General features: G+C 69.4%; 25 protein-coding genes. 9 read left to right on the forward strand and 16 right to left on the reverse strand.

Annotation, left to right across the window (positions count from 1 at the left end):
* The 3 genes from WU80_RS18020 to WU80_RS18030 form a co-directional block, all read right to left on the reverse strand.
* Positions 1-859 (reverse strand): NAD(P)H-binding protein (locus tag WU80_RS18020; RefSeq protein ID WP_156349634.1); only part of this gene is annotated, 859 nt, incomplete at its 3' end.
* 4 nt (positions 860-863) lie between these two features.
* Complete coding sequence (locus WU80_RS18025; protein WP_055404344.1) at positions 864-1,286, reverse strand: hypothetical protein; 423 nt, start codon at positions 1,284-1,286, stop codon at positions 864-866.
* Positions 1,287-1,466: 180 nt separating this feature from the next.
* A complete protein-coding gene (locus WU80_RS18030; RefSeq protein ID WP_055404342.1) occupies positions 1,467-1,760 on the reverse strand; it encodes a lipopolysaccharide assembly LapA domain-containing protein in 294 nt (97 codons plus the stop codon).
* Between the two features lie 71 nt (positions 1,761-1,831).
* Here WU80_RS18030 and WU80_RS18035 point away from each other — a divergent pair, with 71 nt between their 5' ends.
* The gene (locus WU80_RS18035; protein ID WP_055404341.1) at positions 1,832-2,065 is read left to right on the forward strand and encodes a hypothetical protein; all 234 of its coding nucleotides are present in this window, start codon (positions 1,832-1,834) and stop codon (positions 2,063-2,065) included.
* Here the strand turns inward: WU80_RS18035 and WU80_RS18040 are convergent.
* Genes WU80_RS18040 through WU80_RS18075 form a run of 8 tightly spaced genes read right to left on the reverse strand, consistent with a single transcriptional unit; the run spans position 2,038 to position 9,534 of the window.
* The gene (locus WU80_RS18040; RefSeq protein WP_055404338.1) at positions 2,038-3,048 is read right to left on the reverse strand and encodes a DUF5914 domain-containing protein; all 1,011 of its coding nucleotides are present in this window, start codon (positions 3,046-3,048) and stop codon (positions 2,038-2,040) included. The genes WU80_RS18035 and WU80_RS18040 overlap by 28 nt on opposite strands.
* Positions 3,045-4,574, reverse strand: coding sequence for an NAD(P)/FAD-dependent oxidoreductase (locus WU80_RS18045; RefSeq protein ID WP_055404337.1), 1,530 nt, complete (start codon positions 4,572-4,574; stop codon positions 3,045-3,047). The genes WU80_RS18040 and WU80_RS18045 overlap by 4 nt, the downstream gene beginning before the upstream one ends.
* Entirely contained in the window at positions 4,571-5,296 is a 726-nt protein-coding gene (locus tag WU80_RS18050; RefSeq protein WP_055404335.1) for a class I SAM-dependent methyltransferase, read from the reverse strand. The genes WU80_RS18045 and WU80_RS18050 overlap by 4 nt, the downstream gene beginning before the upstream one ends.
* On the reverse strand, positions 5,283-5,594 hold the full coding sequence (locus tag WU80_RS18055) for a lycopene cyclase domain-containing protein (RefSeq protein ID WP_055404333.1): 312 nt from the start codon (positions 5,592-5,594) through the stop codon (positions 5,283-5,285). Before WU80_RS18055 ends, WU80_RS18050 begins: the two co-directional genes overlap by 14 nt.
* Entirely contained in the window at positions 5,591-5,914 is a 324-nt protein-coding gene (locus tag WU80_RS18060; protein WP_055404331.1) for a lycopene cyclase domain-containing protein, read from the reverse strand. The genes WU80_RS18055 and WU80_RS18060 overlap by 4 nt, the downstream gene beginning before the upstream one ends.
* The gene (locus WU80_RS18065) at positions 5,911-6,867 is read right to left on the reverse strand and encodes a phytoene/squalene synthase family protein (RefSeq protein ID WP_055404329.1); all 957 of its coding nucleotides are present in this window, start codon (positions 6,865-6,867) and stop codon (positions 5,911-5,913) included. Before WU80_RS18065 ends, WU80_RS18060 begins: the two co-directional genes overlap by 4 nt.
* Entirely contained in the window at positions 6,864-8,390 is a 1,527-nt protein-coding gene (crtI, locus tag WU80_RS18070) for a phytoene desaturase family protein (protein WP_055404352.1), read from the reverse strand. The genes WU80_RS18065 and crtI overlap by 4 nt, the downstream gene beginning before the upstream one ends.
* A gap of 28 nt (positions 8,391-8,418) precedes the next feature.
* Positions 8,419-9,534: a polyprenyl synthetase family protein gene (locus tag WU80_RS18075; RefSeq protein WP_055404350.1), complete on the reverse strand. Its 1,116-nt coding sequence runs from the start codon at positions 9,532-9,534 to the stop codon at positions 8,419-8,421.
* Positions 9,535-9,783: 249 nt separating this feature from the next.
* Between WU80_RS18075 and WU80_RS18080 the strand changes: the two genes are divergently transcribed.
* From WU80_RS18080 to WU80_RS18105, 6 genes are all read left to right on the forward strand, one after another.
* Positions 9,784-10,293, forward strand: a complete 510-nt coding sequence (locus WU80_RS18080) for a MarR family winged helix-turn-helix transcriptional regulator (RefSeq protein ID WP_055404327.1) — start codon at positions 9,784-9,786, stop codon at positions 10,291-10,293.
* Between the two features lie 762 nt (positions 10,294-11,055).
* Entirely contained in the window at positions 11,056-12,093 is a 1,038-nt protein-coding gene (locus WU80_RS18085; protein ID WP_055404324.1) for a sulfate ABC transporter substrate-binding protein, read from the forward strand.
* Complete coding sequence (gene cysT / locus WU80_RS18090; protein WP_055404322.1) at positions 12,090-12,980, forward strand: sulfate ABC transporter permease subunit CysT; 891 nt, start codon at positions 12,090-12,092, stop codon at positions 12,978-12,980. The genes WU80_RS18085 and cysT overlap by 4 nt, the downstream gene beginning before the upstream one ends.
* Complete coding sequence (cysW, locus tag WU80_RS18095; RefSeq protein WP_055404320.1) at positions 12,977-13,795, forward strand: sulfate ABC transporter permease subunit CysW; 819 nt, start codon at positions 12,977-12,979, stop codon at positions 13,793-13,795. The genes cysT and cysW overlap by 4 nt, the downstream gene beginning before the upstream one ends.
* A gap of 15 nt (positions 13,796-13,810) precedes the next feature.
* A complete protein-coding gene (locus WU80_RS18100) occupies positions 13,811-14,890 on the forward strand; it encodes a sulfate/molybdate ABC transporter ATP-binding protein (RefSeq protein ID WP_055404318.1) in 1,080 nt (359 codons plus the stop codon).
* A 55-nt stretch (positions 14,891-14,945) separates the two neighbouring features.
* Entirely contained in the window at positions 14,946-15,623 is a 678-nt protein-coding gene (locus WU80_RS18105) for a hypothetical protein (protein WP_055404348.1), read from the forward strand.
* Here the strand turns inward: WU80_RS18105 and WU80_RS18110 are convergent, their stop codons facing one another.
* The 5 genes from WU80_RS18110 to WU80_RS18130 form a co-directional block, all read right to left on the reverse strand.
* Positions 15,624-16,601, reverse strand: a complete 978-nt coding sequence (locus WU80_RS18110) for a hypothetical protein (protein WP_055404316.1) — start codon at positions 16,599-16,601, stop codon at positions 15,624-15,626.
* Positions 16,602-16,668: 67 nt separating this feature from the next.
* Positions 16,669-18,024, reverse strand: coding sequence for a TIGR01777 family oxidoreductase (locus WU80_RS18115; protein ID WP_055404315.1), 1,356 nt, complete (start codon positions 18,022-18,024; stop codon positions 16,669-16,671).
* Between the two features lie 9 nt (positions 18,025-18,033).
* The gene (locus WU80_RS18120; RefSeq protein ID WP_055404346.1) at positions 18,034-19,278 is read right to left on the reverse strand and encodes a glycosyltransferase family 4 protein; all 1,245 of its coding nucleotides are present in this window, start codon (positions 19,276-19,278) and stop codon (positions 18,034-18,036) included.
* A gap of 13 nt (positions 19,279-19,291) precedes the next feature.
* Positions 19,292-20,842, reverse strand: coding sequence for a glycoside hydrolase family 57 protein (locus WU80_RS18125; protein WP_156349635.1), 1,551 nt, complete (start codon positions 20,840-20,842; stop codon positions 19,292-19,294).
* A gap of 26 nt (positions 20,843-20,868) precedes the next feature.
* The gene (locus tag WU80_RS18130) at positions 20,869-21,687 is read right to left on the reverse strand and encodes a bifunctional 2-polyprenyl-6-hydroxyphenol methylase/3-demethylubiquinol 3-O-methyltransferase UbiG (RefSeq protein ID WP_055404312.1); all 819 of its coding nucleotides are present in this window, start codon (positions 21,685-21,687) and stop codon (positions 20,869-20,871) included.
* 228 nt (positions 21,688-21,915) lie between these two features.
* On the opposite strand from WU80_RS18130, the gene WU80_RS18135 reads away from it, so the two are divergent.
* Together WU80_RS18135 and WU80_RS18140 are read left to right on the forward strand one after the other, a co-directional pair.
* Entirely contained in the window at positions 21,916-22,707 is a 792-nt protein-coding gene (locus WU80_RS18135; RefSeq protein ID WP_055404310.1) for an electron transfer flavoprotein subunit beta/FixA family protein, read from the forward strand.
* 39 nt (positions 22,708-22,746) lie between these two features.
* The coding region (locus tag WU80_RS18140) for an electron transfer flavoprotein subunit alpha/FixB family protein (RefSeq protein ID WP_055405804.1) at positions 22,747-23,497 on the forward strand (751 nt) is incomplete at its 3' end.

Below are 23,497 nucleotides of genomic sequence, written 5' to 3' on the forward strand. Positions count from 1 at the left end.
CAGATGTGTATAAGAGACAGGGTATGTAGCGGGCGATGTCGTGGTCGGCGCACACCACGTCGTTTTCCAGCGACTCCATCAGCGACACGGCCAGCTGGCGGGGCAGGGGAGTGAGCAGGTCCACCCAGGGCGCCGACAGCCGCGGGGTCAGCAACGGCACCGGCACCGCGGGGCGCCTGGGCAACCCCGCGATCACGGCGTACTTGCGGATCATTTCGGTGTAGGTGAAGCGGTCGGGGCCGCCGATGTCGAATGGCCGGTTGACCTCGGCGGGCAGTTCCGCCGCGCGCACCAGGTAGTAGAGCACGTCGTGGACGGCGATGGGTTGGACGCGGGTGCGCAACCAGCGCGGCGCGACGATGACCGGCAGCCGCTCGGTGAGGTACCGCAGCATCTCGAAGCTCGCCGATCCCGCCCCGATGACGGCGGCGGCGCGCAATTCGACGGCGGGCACACCCGAAGCCAGGAACAGCTTGCCCACCTGCGCGCGAGACGCCAGATGATCGGACAGCTCCTGCCCGTCGGGCGTGATGCCCCCGACATAGACGATGCGCGACACGCCCGCCTGGGCCGCGCACTCGGCGACGTTGCGGGCGGCGCGCTCGTCGAAGTCGACGAAGTCGGGTCGCATCAGCGAATGCACCAGGTAGTACAGGACTTGGCGCCCCTCGAGTGCCCGCCGCACCGCGCCCGCATCGATGACGTCGCCCTGCACGACCTCCACCCGATCGAGCCAGGAAACCCCGTCGAGCTTCGCGGGGTCCCTCGCCAGAACGCGCACGCTGTGCCCGTTTTCGAGCAACCGGGGGATGAGCCGCGTGCCCAGGTATCCCGTGGCGCCGAACACGACGCAATGCATCAATTCACTCCTTCGCCGAGTGGTCGGTGGGGGCGGCGGTGTGGGCCGGGTGGTCGTGCGTGCGCCGACTCTCCTTCAGCTGCGCTTCGTAGAGGTGTCGGCGGCCGCCGGTGAGCCGGCTACGCACCAGGTGCTCGACTTCTTGGAAGCACCGGTAGTAGCCGTCGTCGTAGTCGTCGACGACCTGAAACGTCCACCGGCCCGGTAACACGTTGCGCCCGATCAATTCGTGGCTGATGTGTTGCGCCAGATCGGAGTGTCCGAGGTCGCGCAGCTGCGCGACCGCTTCGTCGAGTTGCAGGTCGGCGCGCCCGGTCAGCTGGTGGAACGAGTAAAGGTGTCCCCGGGCGCGCTCGACGGTCTCCAGAGCCTCGGTGAGCTTGCCCACCGCCCGCGCGACGGCTTCGCTTGCACCGTTGTCGCCCATGGTTCCTCCCCAATCCGTGGCTGTCGCATTCCCGCTGAAACGAGGCCCGAATCCCCCGCAATGGGCCCATTAAGTTAATTAACTTAATATTTAAGTTACTGGCAAATCCGCGTTTGCGCCAGGGGCGGTCCCTCGTGAGCGCTTGTCAAGCAAGGGCTTTGCTTTGCGCGGGCGAGGGGATCAAAGCGGACGCAGCTGCTTCTTGGCGGCCCTGCGCAGCTGGATCATCCGGGCGGCGCCGACTAGCACCGTCGTGGTCGCGCCCGCGACCGCCGACAACAGGTAGCCCACACCCACCGGCAGGTTCCAATGGAAACCGAGGAAGTGCACCGTTACCGATTCGGTGTTCTGCGCGACGAAAACGAGCAGAACGATGAGGATCAACAGGCCGACGACAAGCGCCCACCACGCCGCCGCTAGTCGGGTGAAGGATCGAGATGACGGCTTGGGGGAAACGCTCGACTCAGTGCTCATGCTGGTGACTAGCCCCCAGCGCCGGCTGTCAAACCCGTTTAATCGGCCCATGGTGGGGTATGTGGCCTGCGATGACTATGAGAGAGATGCCCCAGCGCGTCTGGCGCGGCCGGCGCAAAGTCGTGCGCCTACAGCGGGATTTGTGGCTCGCGCAGATCGCCCTGTGGCCGGCCTTGGTTCTGTCGGCCATTGCGCTGTCGGTGGGCACGTGGGCGTTGTGGCGCCGCAAGTCCCGGGCGCCGCAACCCGATGCGGCGGCCCCGCCGACGGAGTCAGGTCAGGCGAGCCCGGCGCGGACCTGGTAGCGGCGTTCGGCATAGGCGAGATCGTCGCGCCACAGTCTGCTTGCGGTGAGGCGCATCAGCGGCGTGATCAGCGGGGCGACGCGTGACGCACGCCGGAAGCCGGGGCGGTCCGAATGGGCGATGGTCGCCTCCAGGACGGCGGTCCGGGGATGTCCGTCGGGTCCCGAACCCATTGGCGTGGCATGTGTCTCGACGGTGCTTCCGCTTCCCTCGCCGTCCACGATGCGCATCACGATGGTGCGTGCCTCCGGGCAGCTGAACTCCGCGATGACGGGGACGCCCAGGCGGCCCATCCGGAACGTCACCGCCACCAGGAAGCGATCGGCGTGTTCGGTTGGCGTGGTGAGCACTTCGAGACGCGTGAACGAGTACGGGTGGAACCAGGCGCCATGCCACGGGTCGAGCCGGTTGGCGATGATGTCGTCGGGCTCGCACACCCCAGCCATGCGGGCAACGGCGGCCAGCGTCTCGCCGGCCGGCCGGGCCGGGATCACGGGCTCCGGCAACGGGGCCTCCCCGCCGGCTTTGTCGAGTCGCACCCAGACCAGGGTCCCGTCGTCGTGGCCTGGCAGTGGGCTCCAACCGAATTCGCGGCCGTGGCCATCCAAAGCCAGCCCATGCCATCGGCAGATCAGGGTGCCGTCGTGCACTGTCCCGGTGGCCAGATCGGCCCCCAGGTGCGGGCAACTGCGGGGGCCCACACAGAGCCGGTGGTCGCCGTCGCGCCAGGCGACGATCTCGACCCCGGCCACCCGCGCGCCGAACGGCCGCCCCGGCCGCACGTCGGCACTGCCGGCGAACGCGAACCAGTTTCCGGTGGGCCGTTGCCGGGCCCGTTCCAGCGCGCCCTCGATGATCGCGGGTTGCGCCTCCCGGTAGGTTGGGCGTTGCTCGGCCCACGGCGCGCGCGGGATCACCTGCAGGGGCCAGTCTTTGGGCCACGCGGCGGGCCGCAGCTGCTGTAGCTGTTCGCGAATATTCATCGTCGGGCGGCTCCTTCCCGGGTGGCGAGCCATCGCAGCAGGGGTGATCGGCCACGGGTGGGTACGGTGACCAACGGGTGCCCGGCCAGCCCCCATCCTCCCAGCAAATGGTTGGCGGCGCACCAACCCGTGGTGGCGGCGCGCTCCATGAGCGCCACCGGCAGGTCGATGCGGACGGCGTCGCCGGCCAACAACAGCCCGGGTTGCGGCGTTACCACCGCGGGACGGGCCGAATAGGACCCGGGGGCGAACAGCGGGCAATCGCTGCGGTGCAGCAGCCGTTCGCAAACGATCTGCGCCGCAGCGGTTTCCGGGTACACCTTGTGCAGCTGGCGCAGCGCCGCCGCGCGCGACGGCGCGGCATCGAGGGCGTAGGAGTGCAGTTCGACCACCGATCCACGATGCGCGCGCGCCCACTCGGCGGCTTCGCGCTCGTAACGCTCGAGCACGCTGATGTTGTCCAGCGGCTCGTGACCGGCGGTGCCCAGGAACGCCGGTCGCCGGTCCGCGACCGGGCGATCGAGCCACAACCGATGCACGGCGAACGGCGGCGCCGTGCGCAGCCGCGCGACCTGGGCGCGCCAGTCATCGGTCCCCAGCCCCGTCGATGCACCGACGACGCGCTGCAGGCCGGCCACGTCGGTGGCCAGCACCACGGCGTCGGCCTCCACGTCGTCACCCGAATCGGTCTGCACCCGGAAGGATCCCGCCGTCTCGATGTCGATGCGCGACGCGCCGGTCCCGAGCCGGAAGCGCACGCCCCGAGCCTCGAGGTAGCGCCGCAGCGGCTGCCACAGGGCGCTGTCGTAGTTCGACGTGGGCACGTCGAAGATCAGGCCCTCGGAGGAGCCCAGGAAGTAAATGTGAAACATCGTCGCCAACTCGGCCGCCGAAAGCTTCGACGGGTCGGCGAAGAAGCTGCGCGAGAACACCTCGAACGCCAGATGCCTTGCGGCCTCGGGGAATCGGATGCTCTTCAAGAACGTTGCCGCGTCGAAGTGGTCCAGGCGCTCGTAGATGTCCGGAACCGACACCGCGGCCAGCGGCGCGGCAGCCCGGGCGTCGATCGCCAGGAAGTCGCGAAGCCGGAAGGTGGGGCTGCGCGCGGCGAAGGCCAACGCGTTCCACGGCGGGGTGCGCGGCAGCCCCCGGAAGGTGTCGCGCCGGCCGGCGCCGTCGATCAGGGGGTAGTCGTCGACGGCGGTGAGCATCCGCAGCTGCGGATCGATGCGCCCGAGCAGGGCACGCAGGTTGTAGTACTGGCGGAAGAACGCGTGGAAGCCGCGGTTCATCGCCAGCGCGGCGCCATCCTGGTGCTCGGTCCAGCCGCCCACCCGGCCGCCGAGGTAGGCCTCCCGCTCGATCACCTCGACGGCGACGCCGCGTTCGGCCAGGCCGGTGGCGGCGGTCAGCCCCGCGATGCCGCCTCCCACGACGACCACCCGGGGTCGTGATGCCAGCGCGCCGGCGTCGGGCAATCCGGTTGGCGCCGGCCGTGTCTCGCGCCGGCGGTCGGTGACGTTCATAGCGGGGCGTCCGCCAGGAACGTGTGCACGATGTTGGCCTCCCAGCCGGGCATCGTTTCGCTGTGCACCGCGGTGAAGCCCGCATCGGCGAGGCGCTCGCGGAATCGCGCCGCGCCGTCGAACCGCAGCACGCTGCGCCACAGGTAGCGGTACAACGTCGCGTCCCCGGTGCGCCACCACCCGGCGGGAATGATGATGCCCCAGCACACGGCGTGCCAGATGCGGGTGGCGACCGGCGAATCGCGCACCGAGTACTCGTGCACCGCCAGGGTGGCGCCGGGCCGCAGCAGCGCCCGAAGCTTCCGCAATTGACCGTCCCGGTCGGCGAGGTTGCGGATCAGGTACGCGGCCAGGATGCCATCGAATGGCCCGCGGATGCCGTGCTCCGCCAGCTGCTCGACGGGGGTGTGCACGAACCGCACCGACGGTGGCCAGTCCTTCGCGGCCGCGGCATCGAGCATGCCCCGCGACGCGTCGACGGCCACGATCTCGGCCTCGGGGGCGACGGCCAGCAGCGCTGCCGTCGACGCGCCGGTGCCGCACCCGGCGTCGAGCAACCGTAAGCCCCTGCCGCGGTCCGGGATTCGCAGGCGGCGCGCGGACAGCAGCAGGTGTTCGTGGTAGCCGGGGCTGGAGCCCACCAGCCGGTCGTATGCCGTCGCCCCCGCGTCGAAGGCGGCCGACAATTCACCGGGGGTGGGCCGGGCTTCACCGACGCGCACGTTGGCGTTCCCAGAGCAGTAGCACCGCGGTGGCCAGCGCGAAGCCGAACAAGAAGTCCTCGACCGGGATGTCGAACGGGAAGCGCAGGCCGGTGATCTGGTGAGGGTTGTAGCGGACGATCGGGGAGCTGAGCTTGGTCAGCCAGCCATCGACCGGAATCTGGAATCCGAGAATTATCAGCATCGACAGCCAGTAGGCCGGTCGCCGGAAGAGGCCGGTGCGCAGGACCGCCAATTCCCATGCGCAGACTGCCAATACGGCCGCGACGGCCGGCACCGTGTAGCCCAGGCCGGTCATCGGCGGTGGACCCGGTCCAGGATGGTGCTCACGGCGTTGTAGGTCAGCAGCGCGCAAATCGGGATGACGACGAAGAACAGCACCTCTTCGATCGGCACCCGGAACGGGATGTTCACGCCGGTGATGTAGGCGGCGTCGTACGTCCATACGTGTGCGGCGATGGCGATCTCGTCCCAGAGCAGGAACACCGCGGTCACCGGCGCGACCGCCTTCGCGAGCCGCCGCCACTGCCGGTAGATGCCGGGACCGAACATCTCCAGGGGCGCGGTGATCGCCAGGCATGCCGCCAGAACCAGCAGATATTGCCAGCGATCGGTCATGCGGCCCCCGGGGCATCCGAAACACCGGGCGAACTGTTGCGCGCCCGCCACGACCGTATCAGCCCCACACCGGCCACCTGGAGTCGTCGGGCCCGGCCGACCGTGGCCCGGTGGGCGAACACCGCGAAGTCGCTTTTCTCGATGCGGTCCAGGATTTCGGAGTACAACGCCGCCGCGGTGGCCACGCAGGGTTGTGAGCGCGGGCTGAGCATGGCGATCCCGTTGGCGGCGAAACGGTATGTGTCCCGGGCGATCTCGTGCTGGGCCGCCAGCGCCTCGCGGACCCGTGGGTCGGTACGGCGGTGCTGGTGACACCAGGTCAGCAGCTCGCGATCGACTCCGTGGGCGGCGAGTTCGTCGGCCGGCAGGTAGACCCGCTGCCGCAGCAGGTCTTCGTCGACATCGCGCAGGAAGTTGGTGAGCTGGAACGCCCGGCCCAGCGCCGCGGCATAAGGCGCGGCCTCCTCGACCGACGTGACGGTGCCGAGGACCGGAAGTACCTGCAGCCCAATGGCTTCGGCGGACCCGCGCATGTAGAGGTTGAGCGCCCCGCGGTCGGGATAGTCGGTGATGGTGAGGTCCATCCGCATCGACGCCAGGAAGTCGTCGAACAACTCGGTCGCGATCCGGTACCGGCGCGCGGTGTGGGTGACCGCGGCGAGCACGGGATCGTCGAGATGGTCTCCGCCGGCGAAGAACTTCTCGGCCAGCTGCTGCAGGCGCATGCCGCGAACGTCGGTGCTCAGCTGCGGGTTCAGGTCGTCGAGGATGTCGTCGGCGTAGCGCGCAAACCCGTAGAGGGCGTGCACCGCCGGTCGTTGGTCGGGCGCCAGCAGGCGGGTGGCCAGAAAGAAGGTGCGGCCGTGTGCGGCATTGAGTTCCCGGCAGCGCCGGTACCCGTCGCGCAGCCGCGGATCGTCGATTCCGGCCGCGTCCAACTCGCTGCGGATCATGTCAGCCCGGCTTTCAGGTCGTGGTGCGTCGTCGTGGCCCGGCCGGCATTGGGGCCGGTGATGCGGTCGGCGGCCAGCCGGCCCGAGATCAGCGTGGTGGGCACGCCGACGCCGGGCACCGTTGACGACCCGGCGAGCACGGCGTTCTCGACGCCGCGGACCATGTTGGCCGGCCGGAATGGACCCGTCTGCCCGAAGGTGTGCGCCAGCGCGAACGGGCTGCCCGCGGCCATGCCCTGGCGCGCCCAGTCGGCCGGCGTGACGACGTCCAAAACCGTTGCGTCGTCGGCCAACCCGGGCAGCAGCCGGGCGGAGACATGCTCGATGAGGGTGTCGACGTACGGGGTGCCGACAGCGCCCCAGTCGATGGCGCCGCGATCGAGATTCGGCGCCGGGGCCAGTACGTAAAGCAGGTCGCGTCCGTCCGGGGCGAGCGTCGGGTCGCTCGCCGTGGGACGGGTGACCAACAGCGACGGATCCCGCATCGGCCGTCCATCGCGAATGATGTCGGTGAAGGTCTGATCCCAGGATTCACCGAACAGGATCGTATGGTGCGCCGCCCCGGACGCCGCGCGGCGGCAGCCCAGGTGGGCAACCACCGCCGACGGTGCCGCCCGCAGCCGCACGGGTCGGCGCGGTGTGCGTCCCAACAGTTCGTAGGTCTTCGGCAACTCGGTGGTCAGGACCACCGCGTCGCAGGCGATGGGATCCGTGCGATCCGTCCGCACGGCCGTCACCCGCCCGGCGGTGCGGTCGAGCCCGGTAACCGTGGCGCCGTAGCGGAATTCGACCCCGGCGTCGGCCGCCGCCGCGGCCAACGCGTCGGGCAGCGCGCGGACGCCGCCGCGCGGAAAGAACACCCCCGCGACGGTGTCCATGTAGGCGATGACCGCGTAGACGGCCAGGGCGTTTCGCGGCGCCACGCCCGCGTACAGCGACTGGAAGGTGAACACCCGCTGCAGCCGGGCGTCGCTGAGGTGGCGCTTGACCACGCGATCCCACTTGCGGAAACCGCCGATCGCGACCAGCCGTGCCAACTGCGGTGTGAGCAACGACAACGGGGAATCGAAATTGGCGGCGATGAACCCGTCGAACTCGATCCGGTACAACCGTTTGAGCCATTCGCGCAGTCGCCGGTAGCCCGCTGCCTCGCCGACGCCGGCGAACTCTTCGATGGCGGTCGTCATCCGCTCCGGATCGGTGTGCACGTCGAGCGCGCTGCCGTCGGCGAACACCGCCCGGTAGGCCGGATCGAGCGGCAGCAGCTCCAACCGGCCGGACAAGCTTTGACCCACCGCCGCCAAAGTGTCGTCGATGATGTCCGGCATCGTCAGGACGGTGGGCCCGGTGTCGATGCGGTAGCCGTCGATGTCGAGCCGCCCGGCGCGCCCGCCGGGCCAGGGCTCGCGCTCGACCACGGTGACCGTGCGGCCCCGGCCGGCCAGGTGCAATGCGGCGGACAGTCCCGCCAGGCCGGCGCCGACCACCACCACGTGCTCGCTGCGTCCTTCGATGGTCCGCATCTTTACCATGCTCCCAAATTCATCGCGCTCATTCGGCACGATCCGTACAGGCGGTCGCCATGTGGTCCAGCGCGGCCCGGACCGGCTCGTCGATCGAGGTGTCGCCGAGGTGTTCGCGGGCGGCCGCGACCCGGTCGCTGATCATCTCCTCGATCAGGTTCAGGGCCCCGGTCCCGACGATCAACGCTTTCCATCGGTCGAGCGCGTCGTCGCCAAGGATGTGGCCGTTCATCAGTTCGGTCAATTCGGCGCGGGTCGGCGGATCGGCCAGCTGGTGAGCGGTCACCACGACGCTGGTTGCCTTGCGCTCCAACAGATCTCCGGCACAGGGCTTCCCGGTGGTCGAGGGCGAGCCGAAGACGCCCAGCACGTCGTCGCGCAGCTGGAACGCCTCTCCGACGGCGGTGCCGTACCGGCCGAGCTGGGTCAGCGTCCGGTCGTCGCAATCGGACATCGTCGCGCCGATCTCCAGCGGCCGCCGCACGGTGTAGTTGCCCGACTTTCGGCGCGCCACATCCAGCACGGCCTCCAGCGTCGGCATGTGCCGAACGTCGCTCGTCAGGTCGGCGAACTGGCCCACCGCCAACTCGGTGCGCATCGTGTCGTACCGGGGCCACGCCCGGCGCAAACCCCGGGCGTCGACGCCGCTCTCGCGCAGCATCTGCTCGGACCAGATGAGGCAGAGGTCGCCCAGCAGGATGGCGGCCGATTCGCCGAACCGCCGTGACGAGCCCGATAGCCCGCGCTCGCGATGCCATTGGGCGAATTGCCGGTGCGCCGCGGGGCGGCCCCGGCGTTCGGCCGAACCGTCCATGACGTCGTCTTGCAGCAGCGCAAAGACGTGCAGCAACTCGAAACTGGCGGCGGCGCGCAACGCCGCGGCACCGGGCGCGGCGCCGCAGAGCCATCCCAGGTACACGAAGGTCGACCGCAGGCACTTGCCGCCCGAGGTGAAGTCGAGCAGGATTTCGCCGGCGGCGTCGACGCGGGTGTCGCCCAGCTCGAATCGCCGCGGCTCGAGGAAGTCGGCGAGGTGGGCGAGAACTCCCCGCCGCACGTCAGCACGCCACTCTTCGAAGCGGGCGGTGCCGGCCCATTCCGCCGGGCGGGCCGGCGACTCGGTTGTCAACGACAAAGCACCCATCTTGGCCACGCGCTCCCTCCCGGACGGCTGGCATTCCCAGGTTAGGACGGCCCAAACACCGCGGTCATACCCGCTGCTCGGACCGGCAAAACGGCCTCGCGGTCCACGCTCGGGTCGCCCATCACCTTCAGTTACTTAAACATTAACTTACTGAAGTTCATGGCGCTGCGCCAGTCCTAGGGCGCTCGCCGGGGAGGCGTTTCAGGTAATTAACCATTAACCAACTGAAATTTCCCCGCGTTCGGGGATATGCTGCACACCGTTATGGACGCTGATGAGCAGCGCCGCCGACGCGACGCGCTGGAGTCGCTGATCACCGCCGATCTGCGGGAGATATCAACCGAATCAGACCAGATCGGACGGCAGTTCGCGGCATCACACCGGTTGCGGCCCAATGACTTTCGCGCGCTGATGTACGTCACGGTGGCGGAGCTCGCGGGACGTCCGATGACCTCCGGTGACCTCAGCCAGCGGATGGGCCTGTCCGGTTCGGCCATCACCTACCTGGTGGATCGGCTGATCGATTCCGGCCACATTCGTCGGGATTCCCACCCCGATGACCGCCGAAAGGTGGTCTTGCGACACGGCGAATCCGGTCTGGCCACCGCCCGGTCGTTCTTCAGTCCCCTCGGCGAACACACCCATGTTGCCCTCGAGGAGCTGCCCGACACCGATTTGGCCGCGGCGCATCGCGTGCTCGGCGCGCTGATCGACGCGATGCGCCGATTTCAAGGGGATCTGGGCAGCGCCGAGCCATGATCGTTTCGCCTGGACCCGGGCGGTTTGGCGGTGCCTCCCGCGGGTAACCACGGCCCAATAACGTGTCCGCGAATCCCTCGGACGGATGTGAGGGGTGGTGGGGCGCGCGCAGAACCAGCCGCCACAAGCCGTCGGGAGGAACGCGCATGATCGGCCGGCACGTCTGAAGTCCATTTCCATCATCGTGACTTTTTTACGTCCTCGCCCAAGGGACGACGCCGCAACCATCGGGGCCCGGCCGTCGCCGCGTCCGCGCCGAGCGGCGTCGCCCGCGTCCGCCAGCCGGTCGAGTCTCCGCGCGCTCGGCCGGCCCGCCCGGCGAGTCCGGCGGTCACCGGGGCGTCCTCACGCTGTGGCTTTATCGTGTTGCCTGCGAATTCGGGTTCACGCCGAGCTGCGCGCGCACGCTGCGGCGGGCTGGCGTTGCTGGAAGGCACGCCCGGCGGGGTCCACGTTTTGAACCGTCCGGCCGCCGGGTGGGTGTTACGCGTCGGTAAACGGGCCGTCGGCCACCCGAAACGTCGCCTGGCTTAATGGCGGTCGCGTCCGCCACGCGGCGCCCCTGTCGACCCGCGAAGCCACCCGCGCATTGTTACGCTTCGGGCCATGCGCGTCGCACGGGATGTTTGCTCGGTGGTCGTGCGCTGTTGTCGTTGCTGACCCTCCCGCGCGCGGACCGGATCACTTCACCCCGGTGACGGTCGAGACGCCCATCCGCAGCTACGGGACGCATGGATCACGCTCCGCCCCGGAAGGCCATCAATGTTCAGCAGCACCAGCAGCGCCCGGCGCGGGCGGCGACTCGCCGCCCTCGCCGGTTTGATCGGGCTCGTCACCGCATGTGGCGGGGGTGCCAGCGATGCCGTGGGCGGCGGCGGACCGACGAGCGCGAACACCAAGATCACCCTGGTCGCCTACTCGGTCCCCGAACCCGGTTGGAGCAAGATCATTTCCGCGTTCAACGGCTCGGCCGAGGGCAGGGGCGTGCAGGTGGTCGCGTCGTACGCCGCCTCGGCCGACCAGTCTCGCGGCGTGGTGGAAGGCAAACCGGCCGACGTCGTGAACTTCTCGGTCGAGCCTGACATCACCCGATTGGTCAGGGCGGGCAAGGTTTCCGCGGATTGGGACAAAGACGCCAGGAAAGGCATTCCGTTCGGATCTGTGGTGACTTTGGTTGTGCGCAAGGGGAATCCGAAGAACATTCGGGATTGGGACGACTTGCTGCGGCCCGGCATCGAGGTGGTCACGCCCAGCCCGCTGAGCTCGGGTTCGGCCAAATGGAACCTGGTTGCCCCGTACGCGGCCAAGAGCGGCGGTGGGACGGATACCGCAGCCGGCATCGAATTCATCAGCAAGCTGGTTCACGAACACGTCAAGCTGCGGCCCAGTTCGGGGCGGCTGGCCACCGATGTCTTCGTGGAAGGCAGTGGCGACGTGCTGATCAGTTACGAGAACGAGGCGATCGCCGTTGAGCGGCAAGGCAAGCCGGTCGAACACATCACCCCGTCGCAGACGTTCAAGATCGAGAACCCGCTGGCCGTCATCGCGACGAGTCAACACCTCGACGCCGCGATCGCCTTCGCGAACTTCCAGTACACGGCGGCGGCGCAACGGATATGGGCCGAGGCCGGCTTTCGGCCGGTCGAGCCGGCCGTGGCGGACAAGTTCCGCGGTTTGTATCCCGTGCCGATGAAGTTGTGGACGATCACCGACCTCGGCGGCTGGGCCAACGTCGATCGGCAGCTGTTCGACAAGAGCACCGGCAGCATCACCAAGGTTTACCTGAAGGCCACGGGATGACGGCCGCCGTCATCCCGGACCCGGAGGCGATCCGGCCCGAACTCGCCCCGCCCGGCATTCGGCCGCCCCACCGGCCGCCGGCCCGCCCTCCCGGCCCATCGGGCGGAATGCCGCTCGGAGTCGGGATAGCGGGCCTGTGGCTCTCGCTGATCGTGCTGCTGCCGTTGGCCGCGATCGCCTGGCAGGCCGTGGGTGGGGGCTGGGAGGCCTTCTGGCTGGCCATCACCTCGCACGCCGCGCTGGAGTCGTTCAGGGTGACGCTGATGGTCTCCGTGGTCGTCACGATCATCAACCTGGTGTGCGGCCTGGCGACCGCCTGGGTGCTGGTGCGCGACGACTTCATCGGCAAGGGCGTGCTCGATGCCATCATCGACCTGCCGTTCGCGTTGCCCACCATCGTCACCAGCCTGGTGATGCTCGCCCTCTACGGCAAGAACAGCCCGATCGGTCTCCATCTGCAGCACACTCCGCCGGGCGTCACGGTGGCGTTGATCTTCGTGACACTGCCCATGGTCGTGCGCGCGATTCAGCCGGTGTTGCTGGAGATCGACCGCGAAGTCGAGGAGGCGGCCGCGTCATTGGGTGCCACCGGCCCGAAGGTGTTCACGTCGATCGTCTTGCCGTCGCTGCTTCCGGCGCTGCTATCCGGTGCGGGCCTGGCGTTTTCGCGCTGCATCGGCGAATTCGGCTCGGTGGTGACGATCGGTGGACAGGTGCCCGGCAAGACGGAGGTGTCCTCGCAATGGATCCGCGCCCTGATCGAGAATGACGACCGGACCGGCGCCGCCGCGATATCGATCGTGTTGCTGTCGATTTCGTTCGCCGTGCTGTTCCTGTTGCGCATCGTCGGTGGCCGCAGGGCCCGCCGTGAGGAGAAAGCCCCGTGACGCCGGTGAGCTGGGGCCGTTACCTGACGCGGTTCGCGGTGCTGATCTACCTCGGCGTGATGCTGATCGCTCCGGTGGCGATCATTCTGTGGCGGACGTTTCGACCCGGCGTCGGCCAGTTCTACGACTGGATAACCACGCCGGCGGCGATCTCGGCGTTGCAGCTGTCGCTGCTCGTGGTGGCCGTCGTCGTTCCGCTGAATGTCATCTTCGGGGTGCTGGTCGCACTCTTGTTGGCCCGCGGCCGATTTCGCGGCCGGGGCGTGTTGCAGACGGTCGTCGATCTCCCGTTCGCGGTCTCGCCGATCATCGTGGGCGTCGCCCTGATCGTGTTGTGGGGTTCGGCCGGGTTGTTGGGCTTCGTCGAAAAGGATCTCGGCATCACGATCATTTTCAGCACCCCCGGCATCGTGCTGGCCAGTATCTTCGTCACGCTGCCGTTCGTGGTGCGCGAGGTTCAGCCGGTACTCCAAGAGGTGGGTATCGAGCAGGAGCAGGCGGCCGCCACCCTCGGTTCCCACTGGAGGCAGACGTTTTGGCGGATCACGTTGCCGTCGATTCGATGGGGGCTGGTATATGGCATCGTGCTCACCACCGCCCGGACCCTCGGGGAATTCGGCGGGGTGATCATGGTGTCGTCCAATCTCCCGGGGGAGTCGCAGACCCTCACGCTGCTGGTCAACGACCGCTACAACCGGGGGGCGGAGTACGGCGCCTACGCCCTGTCGACGTTGATGATGGGCGTGGCGATCACATTCCTGATTGTCAAGGTAGTTCTGCAGATTCGCCGAGCGCGCGCGAAAATCGAGGTTTGACAAGGAGACTCGGACATGACTCAGAGCAGCAATCCCGACTCGCATGCGATCACGGTGCGCGATGCTTACAAACGCTATGGCGACTTCGTCGCCCTGGACCACGTGGACTTCGTCGTACCCACCGGCTCGCTGACGGCGTTGCTGGGTCCTAGCGGCTCGGGTAAGTCGACGCTGCTGCGCACGATCGCGGGCCTCGACCAGCCGGACAGCGGGACGATCACGATCGGGGATCGCGACGTGACGAACGTGCCGCCGCAGCGGCGCGGCATCGGCTTCGTATTCCAGCACTACGCCGCGTTCAAGCACATGACCGTCCGCGACAACGTCGCGTACGGTCTGAAGATCCGCAAACGGCCGAAAGCCGACATCAAGGCGAAGGTCGACCACCTGCTGGAGGTGGTGGGGCTCACGGGATTTCAGGGCCGCTACCCGAATCAGCTGTCCGGCGGCCAGCGTCAGCGCATGGCGCTGGCCCGGGCCCTGGCGGTGGACCCGCAGGTGCTGTTGCTCGACGAGCCGTTCGGCGCGCTGGACGCCAAGGTGCGCGAGGATCTTCGCGCCTGGCTGCGGCGCCTGCATGACGAGGTGCACGTCACCACCGTCCTGGTCACCCATGATCAGACGGAGGCGCTGGATGTGGCGGATCGGATCGCCGTGCTCAGCAAGGGGCGCATCGAGCAGGTCGGGTCGCCCAGCGACGTTTATGACTCCCCGGCCAACCCCTTCGTGATGTCGTTTCTCGGTGCGGTGTCCGAGCTCAACGGCGCCCTCGTTCGCCCGCACGACATCCGGGTGGGTCGCAACCCCCAGATGGCGATCGCCGGCGGTGACGGCAGCGCGGCATCCGTCGGCGTGGTGGCCGCGACCGTCGACCGGGTGGTCACATTGGGCTTCGAGGTGCGGGTCGAGTTGACCAGTTCCGCCAGCGGCGGGCCGTTCACCGCCCAGATCACCCGCGGTGACGCCGAAGCGCTGGCGCTGCGCGAGGGCGACACCGTCTACGTCCGAGCGACCCGCGTCCCACCGATCGGCCGTGCGGTCACCCGGGCGACGGGCGGGGCCGACCACGACGAGACGACGCTGACATCCGCATGAGCGGGTGAGCAACGCCGGCGGGTTTCCGCCGTCCGGAAACGGGAACCCGCCGCCGGTGAGTGTTTCCGATCTGGTCGCGTTGCCCTTCCAATGGGGCTCCGCCCTCCGCGGCAAGCGGCTGTTTCATCCGGTCGGCGTGTTGGCGGACGGCTTCATCGAACGCCTGGCGCCCGCCGGCGAGGGGCTGCCGATCGCCTCGTCGGGAATCGTCGCGCGGTTGTCGAAGGCCAGCGGCACCCCGGGGCCCTTGCCCGACTTCATCGGCCTGGCCTTCCGGGTGGCCCCGCCCCAGGGGGCGGGACCCTGGGACATCCTGGTCGTCTCCTCGGGCTCCGGGGTGTTGTCCCGGGCGCTGGCGCTGCGGCCGGCCATCTCGTGGAGCTCTCAGACGCTGACCACCCTGATGCCGCTGCACTACCAGGGCGACAACTGGTGGCTGCGGGCCCGGATCGTGAGCCACATCGACGGACTTGGCCTCTCGCTGGAGAGCGTGCGCAAGCGGCTCGAACACGGCGAAATCGAGGTGTCGCTCGACCAGGCTTGCGGCAGTGGCGATTTCGCGCCGTTGGGCCGGCTCACGCTCACCGGTATCGTCGACCCCGAACGATCGCACGACGTGTCGTTCGATCCCGTCGTCAACACCGCGCCGGGCCTGAGCCTGCATCCGCGGTGGCTCGCCGACCTACGCGCCCGGGCCTATCGGCGCAGCCGGCACGGCAGAGCCGCGGACTAGTCACGGCAGCGTGGTGATGGTGCCGGCCGTCTCGAGTTCGGTGTAATAGCCTCCGCCCGGGTAGAAGTCGGGCGTGGTCGTTCCCGCGATCATGTCCGCGATCCAGCCCCGCGTCAGCCCCCAGACCGCCGCGATGTTGTCCGGCTTCGGGCGGCCGCACACGAGGTTTTCGTAGCCCGGCGACGACGGGCCCAGGGCGTCGCCGTGGGCGCCGGTCGTGATCTTGACGCCGTGAAAGGGCCGGTCCGCCAGGTACCGTTCGATGGCCTTGGTGCCGCGCTGAAAGAAGTTGCACAGCAGGTGCGGTGACGCCGTGGCGTATACGGGCAGGGTGGTGCCCGCCAGGCCCGCCAGCGCGTCGTCGGTGTTGGACCCGATGAACGACTTGACGCCGTCTTCGCTGACGATGCCGCGCAATCGGGTGAACGCCGCCGGGTAGGTGGTGTGCAGGCGCTCGGCGACGTATTCGACGGCCTCGGCCCCCGCCGAATGCCCCACGAACACCATTTTCTCGGGCAGCGGTGGCACCGGGCGGCCGGCCGCCGCCGCGGCCGTCGCGAGGGACGTCGCCAACGCCCCGTGCGGATCGTCTTTGCGGGCAAAGACATCGGCGATGTTGCCCAGAAAGGCGGTGTTGTCGATCAGGTGTTCCACCGTGCAGCCGAGGGGATTGACGGTGGACAGTGTGGTGGCCAGCACGAGGTAACCGCTGTCGGCGACCTCGGTGGCGAAGGCCGACCACAGGCTCCTGCCCTCGACGAAGCCGTGCTGCAGCCACACCAGTCCCAGCGGGGGCGTGCTCGGGAAATACCATGTCGTCGGTACCGGTCGGGTCGCGCCGCGGCATTCCACGTCGGTCGTGCTGTCCGCTTCGGTCGATTCGGCCCGGGCCTGACGCGGCGCGAGCACCAGCACGGCCACCGCGATGATGCCTATGATGGCCGCGCCGGCCCGACGGACCAGCGCACCGAAAATCATTAAGAAATTGAACCATCTGCGGCCCGCTATGGGGTCTGATCAGGCAAAAATGGGGAGGGTGTTTTCCTCAGCTCGCCCGGCCGAGCAGGTGGCGCAGCGCCTGATCGAGATCGGGCTGGCGAAATCGGTGGCCGGCCTCGGTGAGCTTCGCGGGCACCACCCGCTGGCTTGCGCACGCCAATTCACGCGCGCCCTGCTCGCCGAGCAGGAGCCGGGGCCCCAGCGACGGGACGGGCAGCACCGCGGGGCGGTGCAGCACACCGGCCAGCGCGCGGGTGTACTCGCTGTTGCGAACCGGTTGCGGCGCAACGGCGTTCACCGGGCCGGACAGTTCACCGTCCCAGAGGGCGCGGTGGTAGATGTCGACCAGGTCGTCGATCCCGATCCAGGACAGCCACTGCCGGCCGTCGCCGAGCCGGCCACCCAGGCCGGCGCCGAACAATGGGCGCATCAGCTTCAAGGTGCCGCCGAGCGGCGACTGCACGATGCCGGTGCGCACCCGCACCACCCGCACCCCGGCCTGCTCGGCGGGTGTCGTTGCCGCCTCCCAGTCGTCGACCACGTCTGCGAGGAAGCCATCGCCGCGGTCGCTGTCCTCGGTGAGGATGTCATCGCCCCGGTCGGATCCGTAGTATCCGATCGCCGACGCCGAGACGAGCACCGCCGGGCGGGCCGGGGCGCGGCCCAGCGCTTCGGCCAGCCGCCGTGTCGGGCCGATCCTGCTGTCGCGGATGGCCTTTCGGTGTTTCTCGGTGAACCGGCCTGCGATCGATGCGCCCGCCAGATGAATGACCGCGTCCACGCCGGCGAAGGCTCCCGGATCGGGATCCTCGGGGTCCCACTCCCGCTCGTCCTCGCCGCGCGGGGCGCGGCGCACCAACCGGATGACGCGGTGACCGCCGGTGCTCAGAAAGGCCGTCAGCGCCGAACCCACCAGTCCCGAAGCCCCGGTGACGGCGACGGTCAGGGGCGCCAGCCCGTTCGCGGCGGCCAGCCGGTGCGCGGCCAGATCATCGGCGAGTTGACGGTGCCGGTAGACGAACATGGGCCGCAGCAGCGACGCCGGCGCGGGGGTGTCGACCCGGTCGATCACCCTGGTGCGGCCATCGCCGAGGTCCTCGAAATCGTGAACATGCCTCCACCGCATCGCGATTCGCGCCGGAAGCGAGGTCAGGCCGCCGCTGCCGATTTCGTCGACGAAGCGCCGCGGTGGGTCGTAGCCGTCGGCCTGGTGGACGGCCACCCAGCGCAGCCCGCCGGGCAGGGCCAGCGTCGCCCGCCCGTCCTTGAGCGAGGCGGCCTCGGTGACCAGCCGCATCGGTTGCCACGGCGGCGAGAGCCGGGCGAACGCGCCGGGCCTGGCGTGCCACGCGAACACGTCGGCGATGGGCGCGTCGACCACGCTCGAAAATTCCAGCCCCATCTATGCAGGCTAGCGGTTGGGCAGGGCGTGCTCGACGATGGGCATTCGCGGCTGGGGCTGGCGCTCGCCGCGCTTGGCCGCCAGGTACACCTGCGCGGTCTCGCCGGCCACGGTCTTCCAGTCGAACGCGGACGTGAGCCGTTCGCGGGCGGCGCGGGCGCGGCGCTGCGCGGCCGCCGGGTCGTCGAGCACGGCGCCCACGGCCGCGGCGAGCCCGGCGATGTCCCGGGGCGCGCAGGACACCCCGGTCTGCCCGTTGATCACCGCCTCGCCCAGCCCGCCGATGTTCGACGTCACCAGCGGTGTGCCGGCCGCCGCGGCCTCCAGCGCGACGATCCCGAACGGCTCGTAGTGGCTGGGCAGCACCGCGGCGTCGGCCCGGTGCAGCACCGCAAGCAGGTCGGCATGGTCGAGGTGTCCGACGAAGCGAGTGGCCTTGAGCACCCGATGTTTTCGGGCCTGCTCGACGAGCCAGTCCTGCTGGGTGCCCTCCCCGGCGATGGTCAGCGTGGTGCCGGGATGGCTGCGCCGGATCCGCGGCAGGGCCGCGATGACGTCGTGCACGCCCTTCTCGTACTCCAGCCGCCCGAGGTAGAGCAGCTCGGCCGGCCCGGTCCGCGGTCGCCGCTCGGCGAACGGCCAGCGCGCCGCGTCGATGCCGTTGCGGATGACCGTGATTCCGGCCAGGCCGGGGCCGAAAAGTTCGGTGATCTCGTCGGCCATCGACGCCGAACACGTGATCAGTGAATCGGATTCGCGCACCAGCCAGGACTCCACCGCATGCACCTGACGGCTGATGGCGCCGGACACCCAGCCGGAATGCCGTCCGGCTTCGGTGGCGTGAATGGTGGAAACCATTGGCACGTCGTAGAACTGGGCGAGCGCGATCGCGGGATGGGCCACCAGCCAGTCGTGGGCGTGCACCACGTCGGGGCGCCAGGGCCGGTTGCTGCCGCGCTTCTTCAGCGACAAGCCATCGCGGATCATCGCGTGGCCCATCGCCAGCGTCCACGCCATCATGTCGGTGGCGAAGGAGAACTCGTGCGGGTCTTGCGCCGCCGCGATCACCCGGACACCGTCGAGGACCTCGTCCGACGACGGGTGTGTGCTGGGATCGGTGCCCGAGGGGTGGCGGGACAGCACGACGACCTCGTGACCGGCCGCGGCCAGCGCGGTCGACAGGTGATGCACGTGCCGGCCGAGGCCGCCGATGACCACCGGCGGGTACTCCCAGGACACCATCAGGATCTTCACGCGGCCGGGCACCTCATCGGGGCAGCCTGCGCGCGTCGAGCGCGCCGAACAGCCCGTCGGCGCGGTTCCATCCCTCGGCCAGCCGCTGCGCGGCGTCCCGCCGGCCGGAGGCCAGGGCCCCGGCGATCTCGCGGGTGGCGTGCGCGTGCAGGTGCGCGCGGTAGCGCGCGTAGTCGGCGGCCGAGTCCTTGCTGACCATGAACGGCCAGTCGCTGGAGACGGTGAGCAGGGTCTCGCGCAGGATCTGGTCGGCGACGTGGTCGCGGGGCAGCGGGCCGTCCAGCGACGAGCGCTGCGCCAGCGCCTTGTCGACGGTGCTCAGGGCCGTGTCGACCACTTCGTTGTTCAGCTGGACCAGATCGGCCACCTTGTCGCCGGCCCACACCTGCCAGTCCTTGCCCGACCCCCAGGAACTGGGCGGCAATGCGACTGCGCGGCCGACGAATCCGCCGGCGATGGCGTCGTTCAACGTTCCCACCCGCACGCCCGCGGCGGCCAGCGCGCGCAGCACCCGCTGCAACCAGGTCGGGCCCTCGTACCACCAGTGCCCGAACAATTCGGTGTCGAAGGCGGCGACGACGTGAGCCGGCCGTCCGATCCGCTCGGATTCGCTCGTCAGCCGGTTGCGGACCACATCGACGAAGTCGGCGACATGGACGTCGACCGCATGGTCGGCCCGCTCGGGGTCGTAGGGCGCCTTGCCCTCCGACGGGACGTTGCGGCCGGTCACCCGCGCCGGCTTCAGCCCGGTGAGGTGGTCGTAGGTGTGGAAGTCGCGGTAGGCGGCGTGCCCGGGGTAGCCGGACTTGGGCGACCACACCCGATAGCTGACCTGCAGGTCGCGCCCGAACGCCACCACGTCGGTGTCGCCGACCGGTCGGCCCAGCGCGGTGTCGCCGTGCAGCGAGGGCCCGTCGACCATGAAGTGGGTGACGCCCGCGGCGGCGTAGTCGTGTTCCATGCCCGGGGCGTAGGCACATTCGGGCGCCCAGATTCCGCTGGGGCGATGGGCCAGGCGCTGCTGCGGGTCGGCGAGGCCCTCCCGCAGGGCGAACTCGCGCAGCCGCGGCGCGAGCAGCGGCTGGAACGGGTGGGCCAGCGGGCCGCCGAGCAACTCGACCGTGCCGGCGTCGATCAGGCCGCGCAGCAGCGGGCTACCGCCGTGCCGCCATCGGGTGGCGAAGTCCTCCAGCGCCGCGTCCGCCTCGGCGCACTCTCGAATCCCCAAGGCGCGCAACGCTTCCGGTGTGCACGACGGGTAGCTGGCCGACTTCGACCGGGGAGCCGTGCGCACGCTGGCGGCCTCGGCCGCGCGCAGCCGCCAGTTGGCCAGCCAGTGCTGCATGCCGTCGAGGCAGTACGGGTCATCCAGCTGCGCGTTCACCACCGGGGTGACGCCCAGGGTGATCAGGCCACGGCGGTCCTCGTCGGCCAGCGTGGCCAGCACCCGCATCAGCGGCAGATAGGCCGCGGCCCAGGACTGGTAGAGCCACTCCTCGCCGACCGGCCACCGGCCGTGATGGGCCAGCCATGGCAGGTGGGTGTGCAGGACCAGGGTGAACATGCCGGGCACCCGGTCATGCGAATTGCTCACGGCGCCACCGCAATCGCGATCAGATCCAGGCTGTCGTCGATGTCACGCCGGTCGCTCGCGACGATCTCGAAGTCGTCGCACGTCACCGCGGCGACGTCGGCGGCCAGCTCGGGAGGCCACGGCACCCCCTCGTCGCTGGCCAGCGCCAACGCGATCTGCGCGTCGATGATGGAGCCGCCGTGGCGGGCGTCCATCTCCCGCAGCCGCGGCCCGTGAAACAACCCGCTGACCGACACCTCGCGAAAGCCCCCGTCGACCAGCAGCGCGGTCAGCTCGTCGGCGTTCAGCTCGCGGGTGTGGAACGGGTTGATCGGGGTGTCGCGGCCGGGCGAGAAGGTGATCCGGTTCGGGGTGGACATCATCAACAACCCGCCGCGGCGCAGCACCCGCGCGCACTCGGCGACGAATTGTGCTTGATCCCACAGGTGCTCGATGACTTGGAAGTTGACCACAATATCGACCGACGCGTCGGGCAGCGGCAGCTCGGCCAGGTTCGCCCGCATCACCTCCACGCGCGGGTAACGGGCGCGCACGTGGGCCACCGCGGCCTCGTCGTAATCGACGGCGACCACCCGACGGGCGACACCGGCGATCAGGTCGGCGCCATAGCCCTCGCCGCAGCCGGCCTCGAGCACCTCGCGGCCCGCGCAGCGTCCGGCCAGCCGCTGGTAAACCACCTGGTGGCGGCGGAACCAATAGTTCTCGACGTCAAGATCCGGGATGGTGCGCTCGCCCGTCAACGTCAGGACGGGGTCAGCCGCCGGCAACGGATCGCCGGGGCCGCGCCGGGGTGCGTCGGGGATGGTTGCGCTCATCGCATAGGCAGGCTAACGCGAAGTGTCGGATTCGCGAACCGGGAACGGGGCGCCCCCGCTCACGCAGGGTAGGCACGCCGCAAGAACCTGCAGTACGACCCGCTATGGTGTGAAGGCAGGCTGCACAAAGTTACCCGGTAGTAACACGACCGTGCGCTGCTAAACGCTACTGAAAGTCTCGTGGTCGACCGCCGCGGGACTCCTTCAATAGGAGGACGAACCACACTCATGACGAACATCGTGGTCCTGATCAAGCAGGTCCCAGACACCTGGTCGGAGCGCAAGCTGAACGACGGCGATTACACGCTGGACCGCGAGGCCGCCGACGCGGTGCTGGACGAGATCAACGAGCGCGCCGTCGAAGAGGCCCTGCAGATCCGCGAGCGGGAGGGCGGCGAGGGTTCGGTGACCGTGCTGACCGCCGGCCCCGAACGCGCCACCGAGGCGATCCGCAAGGCGCTGTCGATGGGGGCCGACAAGGCCGTGCACCTCAAGGACGACGGCATGAAGGGCTCCTGCGTGGTGCAGACCGCATGGGCGCTGGCGCGCGCGCTGGGCACCATCGAGGGCACCGAGCTCGTCATCGCCGGCAACGAGTCCACCGACGGCTCGGGCGGCGCGGTGCCGGCGATCATCGCCGAGTACCTGGGCCTGCCCCAGCTGACGCACCTGCGGAAGCTGTCGATCGAGGGCGGCAAGGTCACCGGCGAGCGCGAGACCGACGAGGGCGTGTTCACGCTCGAGGCGTCGCTGCCCGCGGTGGTCAGTGTGACCGAGAAGATCAACGAGCCGCGCTTCCCGTCCTTCAAGGGCATCATGGCCGCCAAGAAGAAAGAGGTCACGGTGCTGACCCTTTCGGAGATCGGCGTCGAAAGCGACGAGGTCGGGCAGGAGAACGCCGGGTCGACCGTGCTGTCGTCGACGCCGAAGCCGCCGAAGACCGCGGGTGAGAAGGTCACCGACGAAGGTGAGGGCGGCAACCAGATCTCCCAGTACCTCGTGGCCCAGAAGATCATCTAGCCGAGCACAGAATCCACAGACGAGAAGAGCGAAGAAACCATGGCAGAAGTTTTGGTGCTCGTTGAGCACGCCGAAGGCGCACTGAAGAAGGTCACCTCCGAACTGATCACCGCCGCCCGCGCGCTGGGCGAGCCGGCCGCCGTCGTGGTCGGCAAGCCGGGAACGGCCGCGCCGCTGGTCGACGGGCTGAAGGAGGCGGGCGCCGAAAAGATCTACGTCGCCGAGTCCGACGACGCCGAGAACTACCTGATCACCCCGGTGGTCGACGTGCTCGCCTCGCTGGCCGAGTCCAACTCACCCGCCGCCGTCCTGCTGTCGGCCAACGCCGACGGCAAAGAGGTCGCCGGCCGGCTCGCCGCCCGGATCGGCTCCGGCCTGCTCGTCGACGTGGTTGGCGTCCAGGAGGGCAAGTTCGTGCACTCGATCTTCGGTGGCGCCTTCACCGTCGAGGCGCAGGCCAACGGGGACACCCCGGTCATCACGGTCCGCGGCGGCGCCATCGACGCCGAGCCGCAGGCCGGCGCCGGCGAGCAGGTCACCGTCGAGGTACCCGCGCCCGCCGAGAACGCCACCAAGATCACCGCGCGCGAGCCGGCGGTCGCCGGTGACCGCCCGGAGCTCACCGAGGCCACCATCGTGGTGTCCGGTGGCCGCGGCGTCGGCAGCGCCGACAACTTCCACGTGGTCGAGGAGCTGGCCGACTCGCTGGGCGGCGCCGTCGGCGCGTCGCGCGCCGCGGTCGACTCCGGTTACTACCCGGGCCAGTTCCAGGTCTGTCTCTTATACACAT

Origin of the sequence: Mycobacterium sp. UM_11 (assembly GCF_001414075.1) — a bacterium.
Taxonomy (GTDB): Bacteria; Actinomycetota; Actinomycetes; order Mycobacteriales; family Mycobacteriaceae; genus Mycobacterium.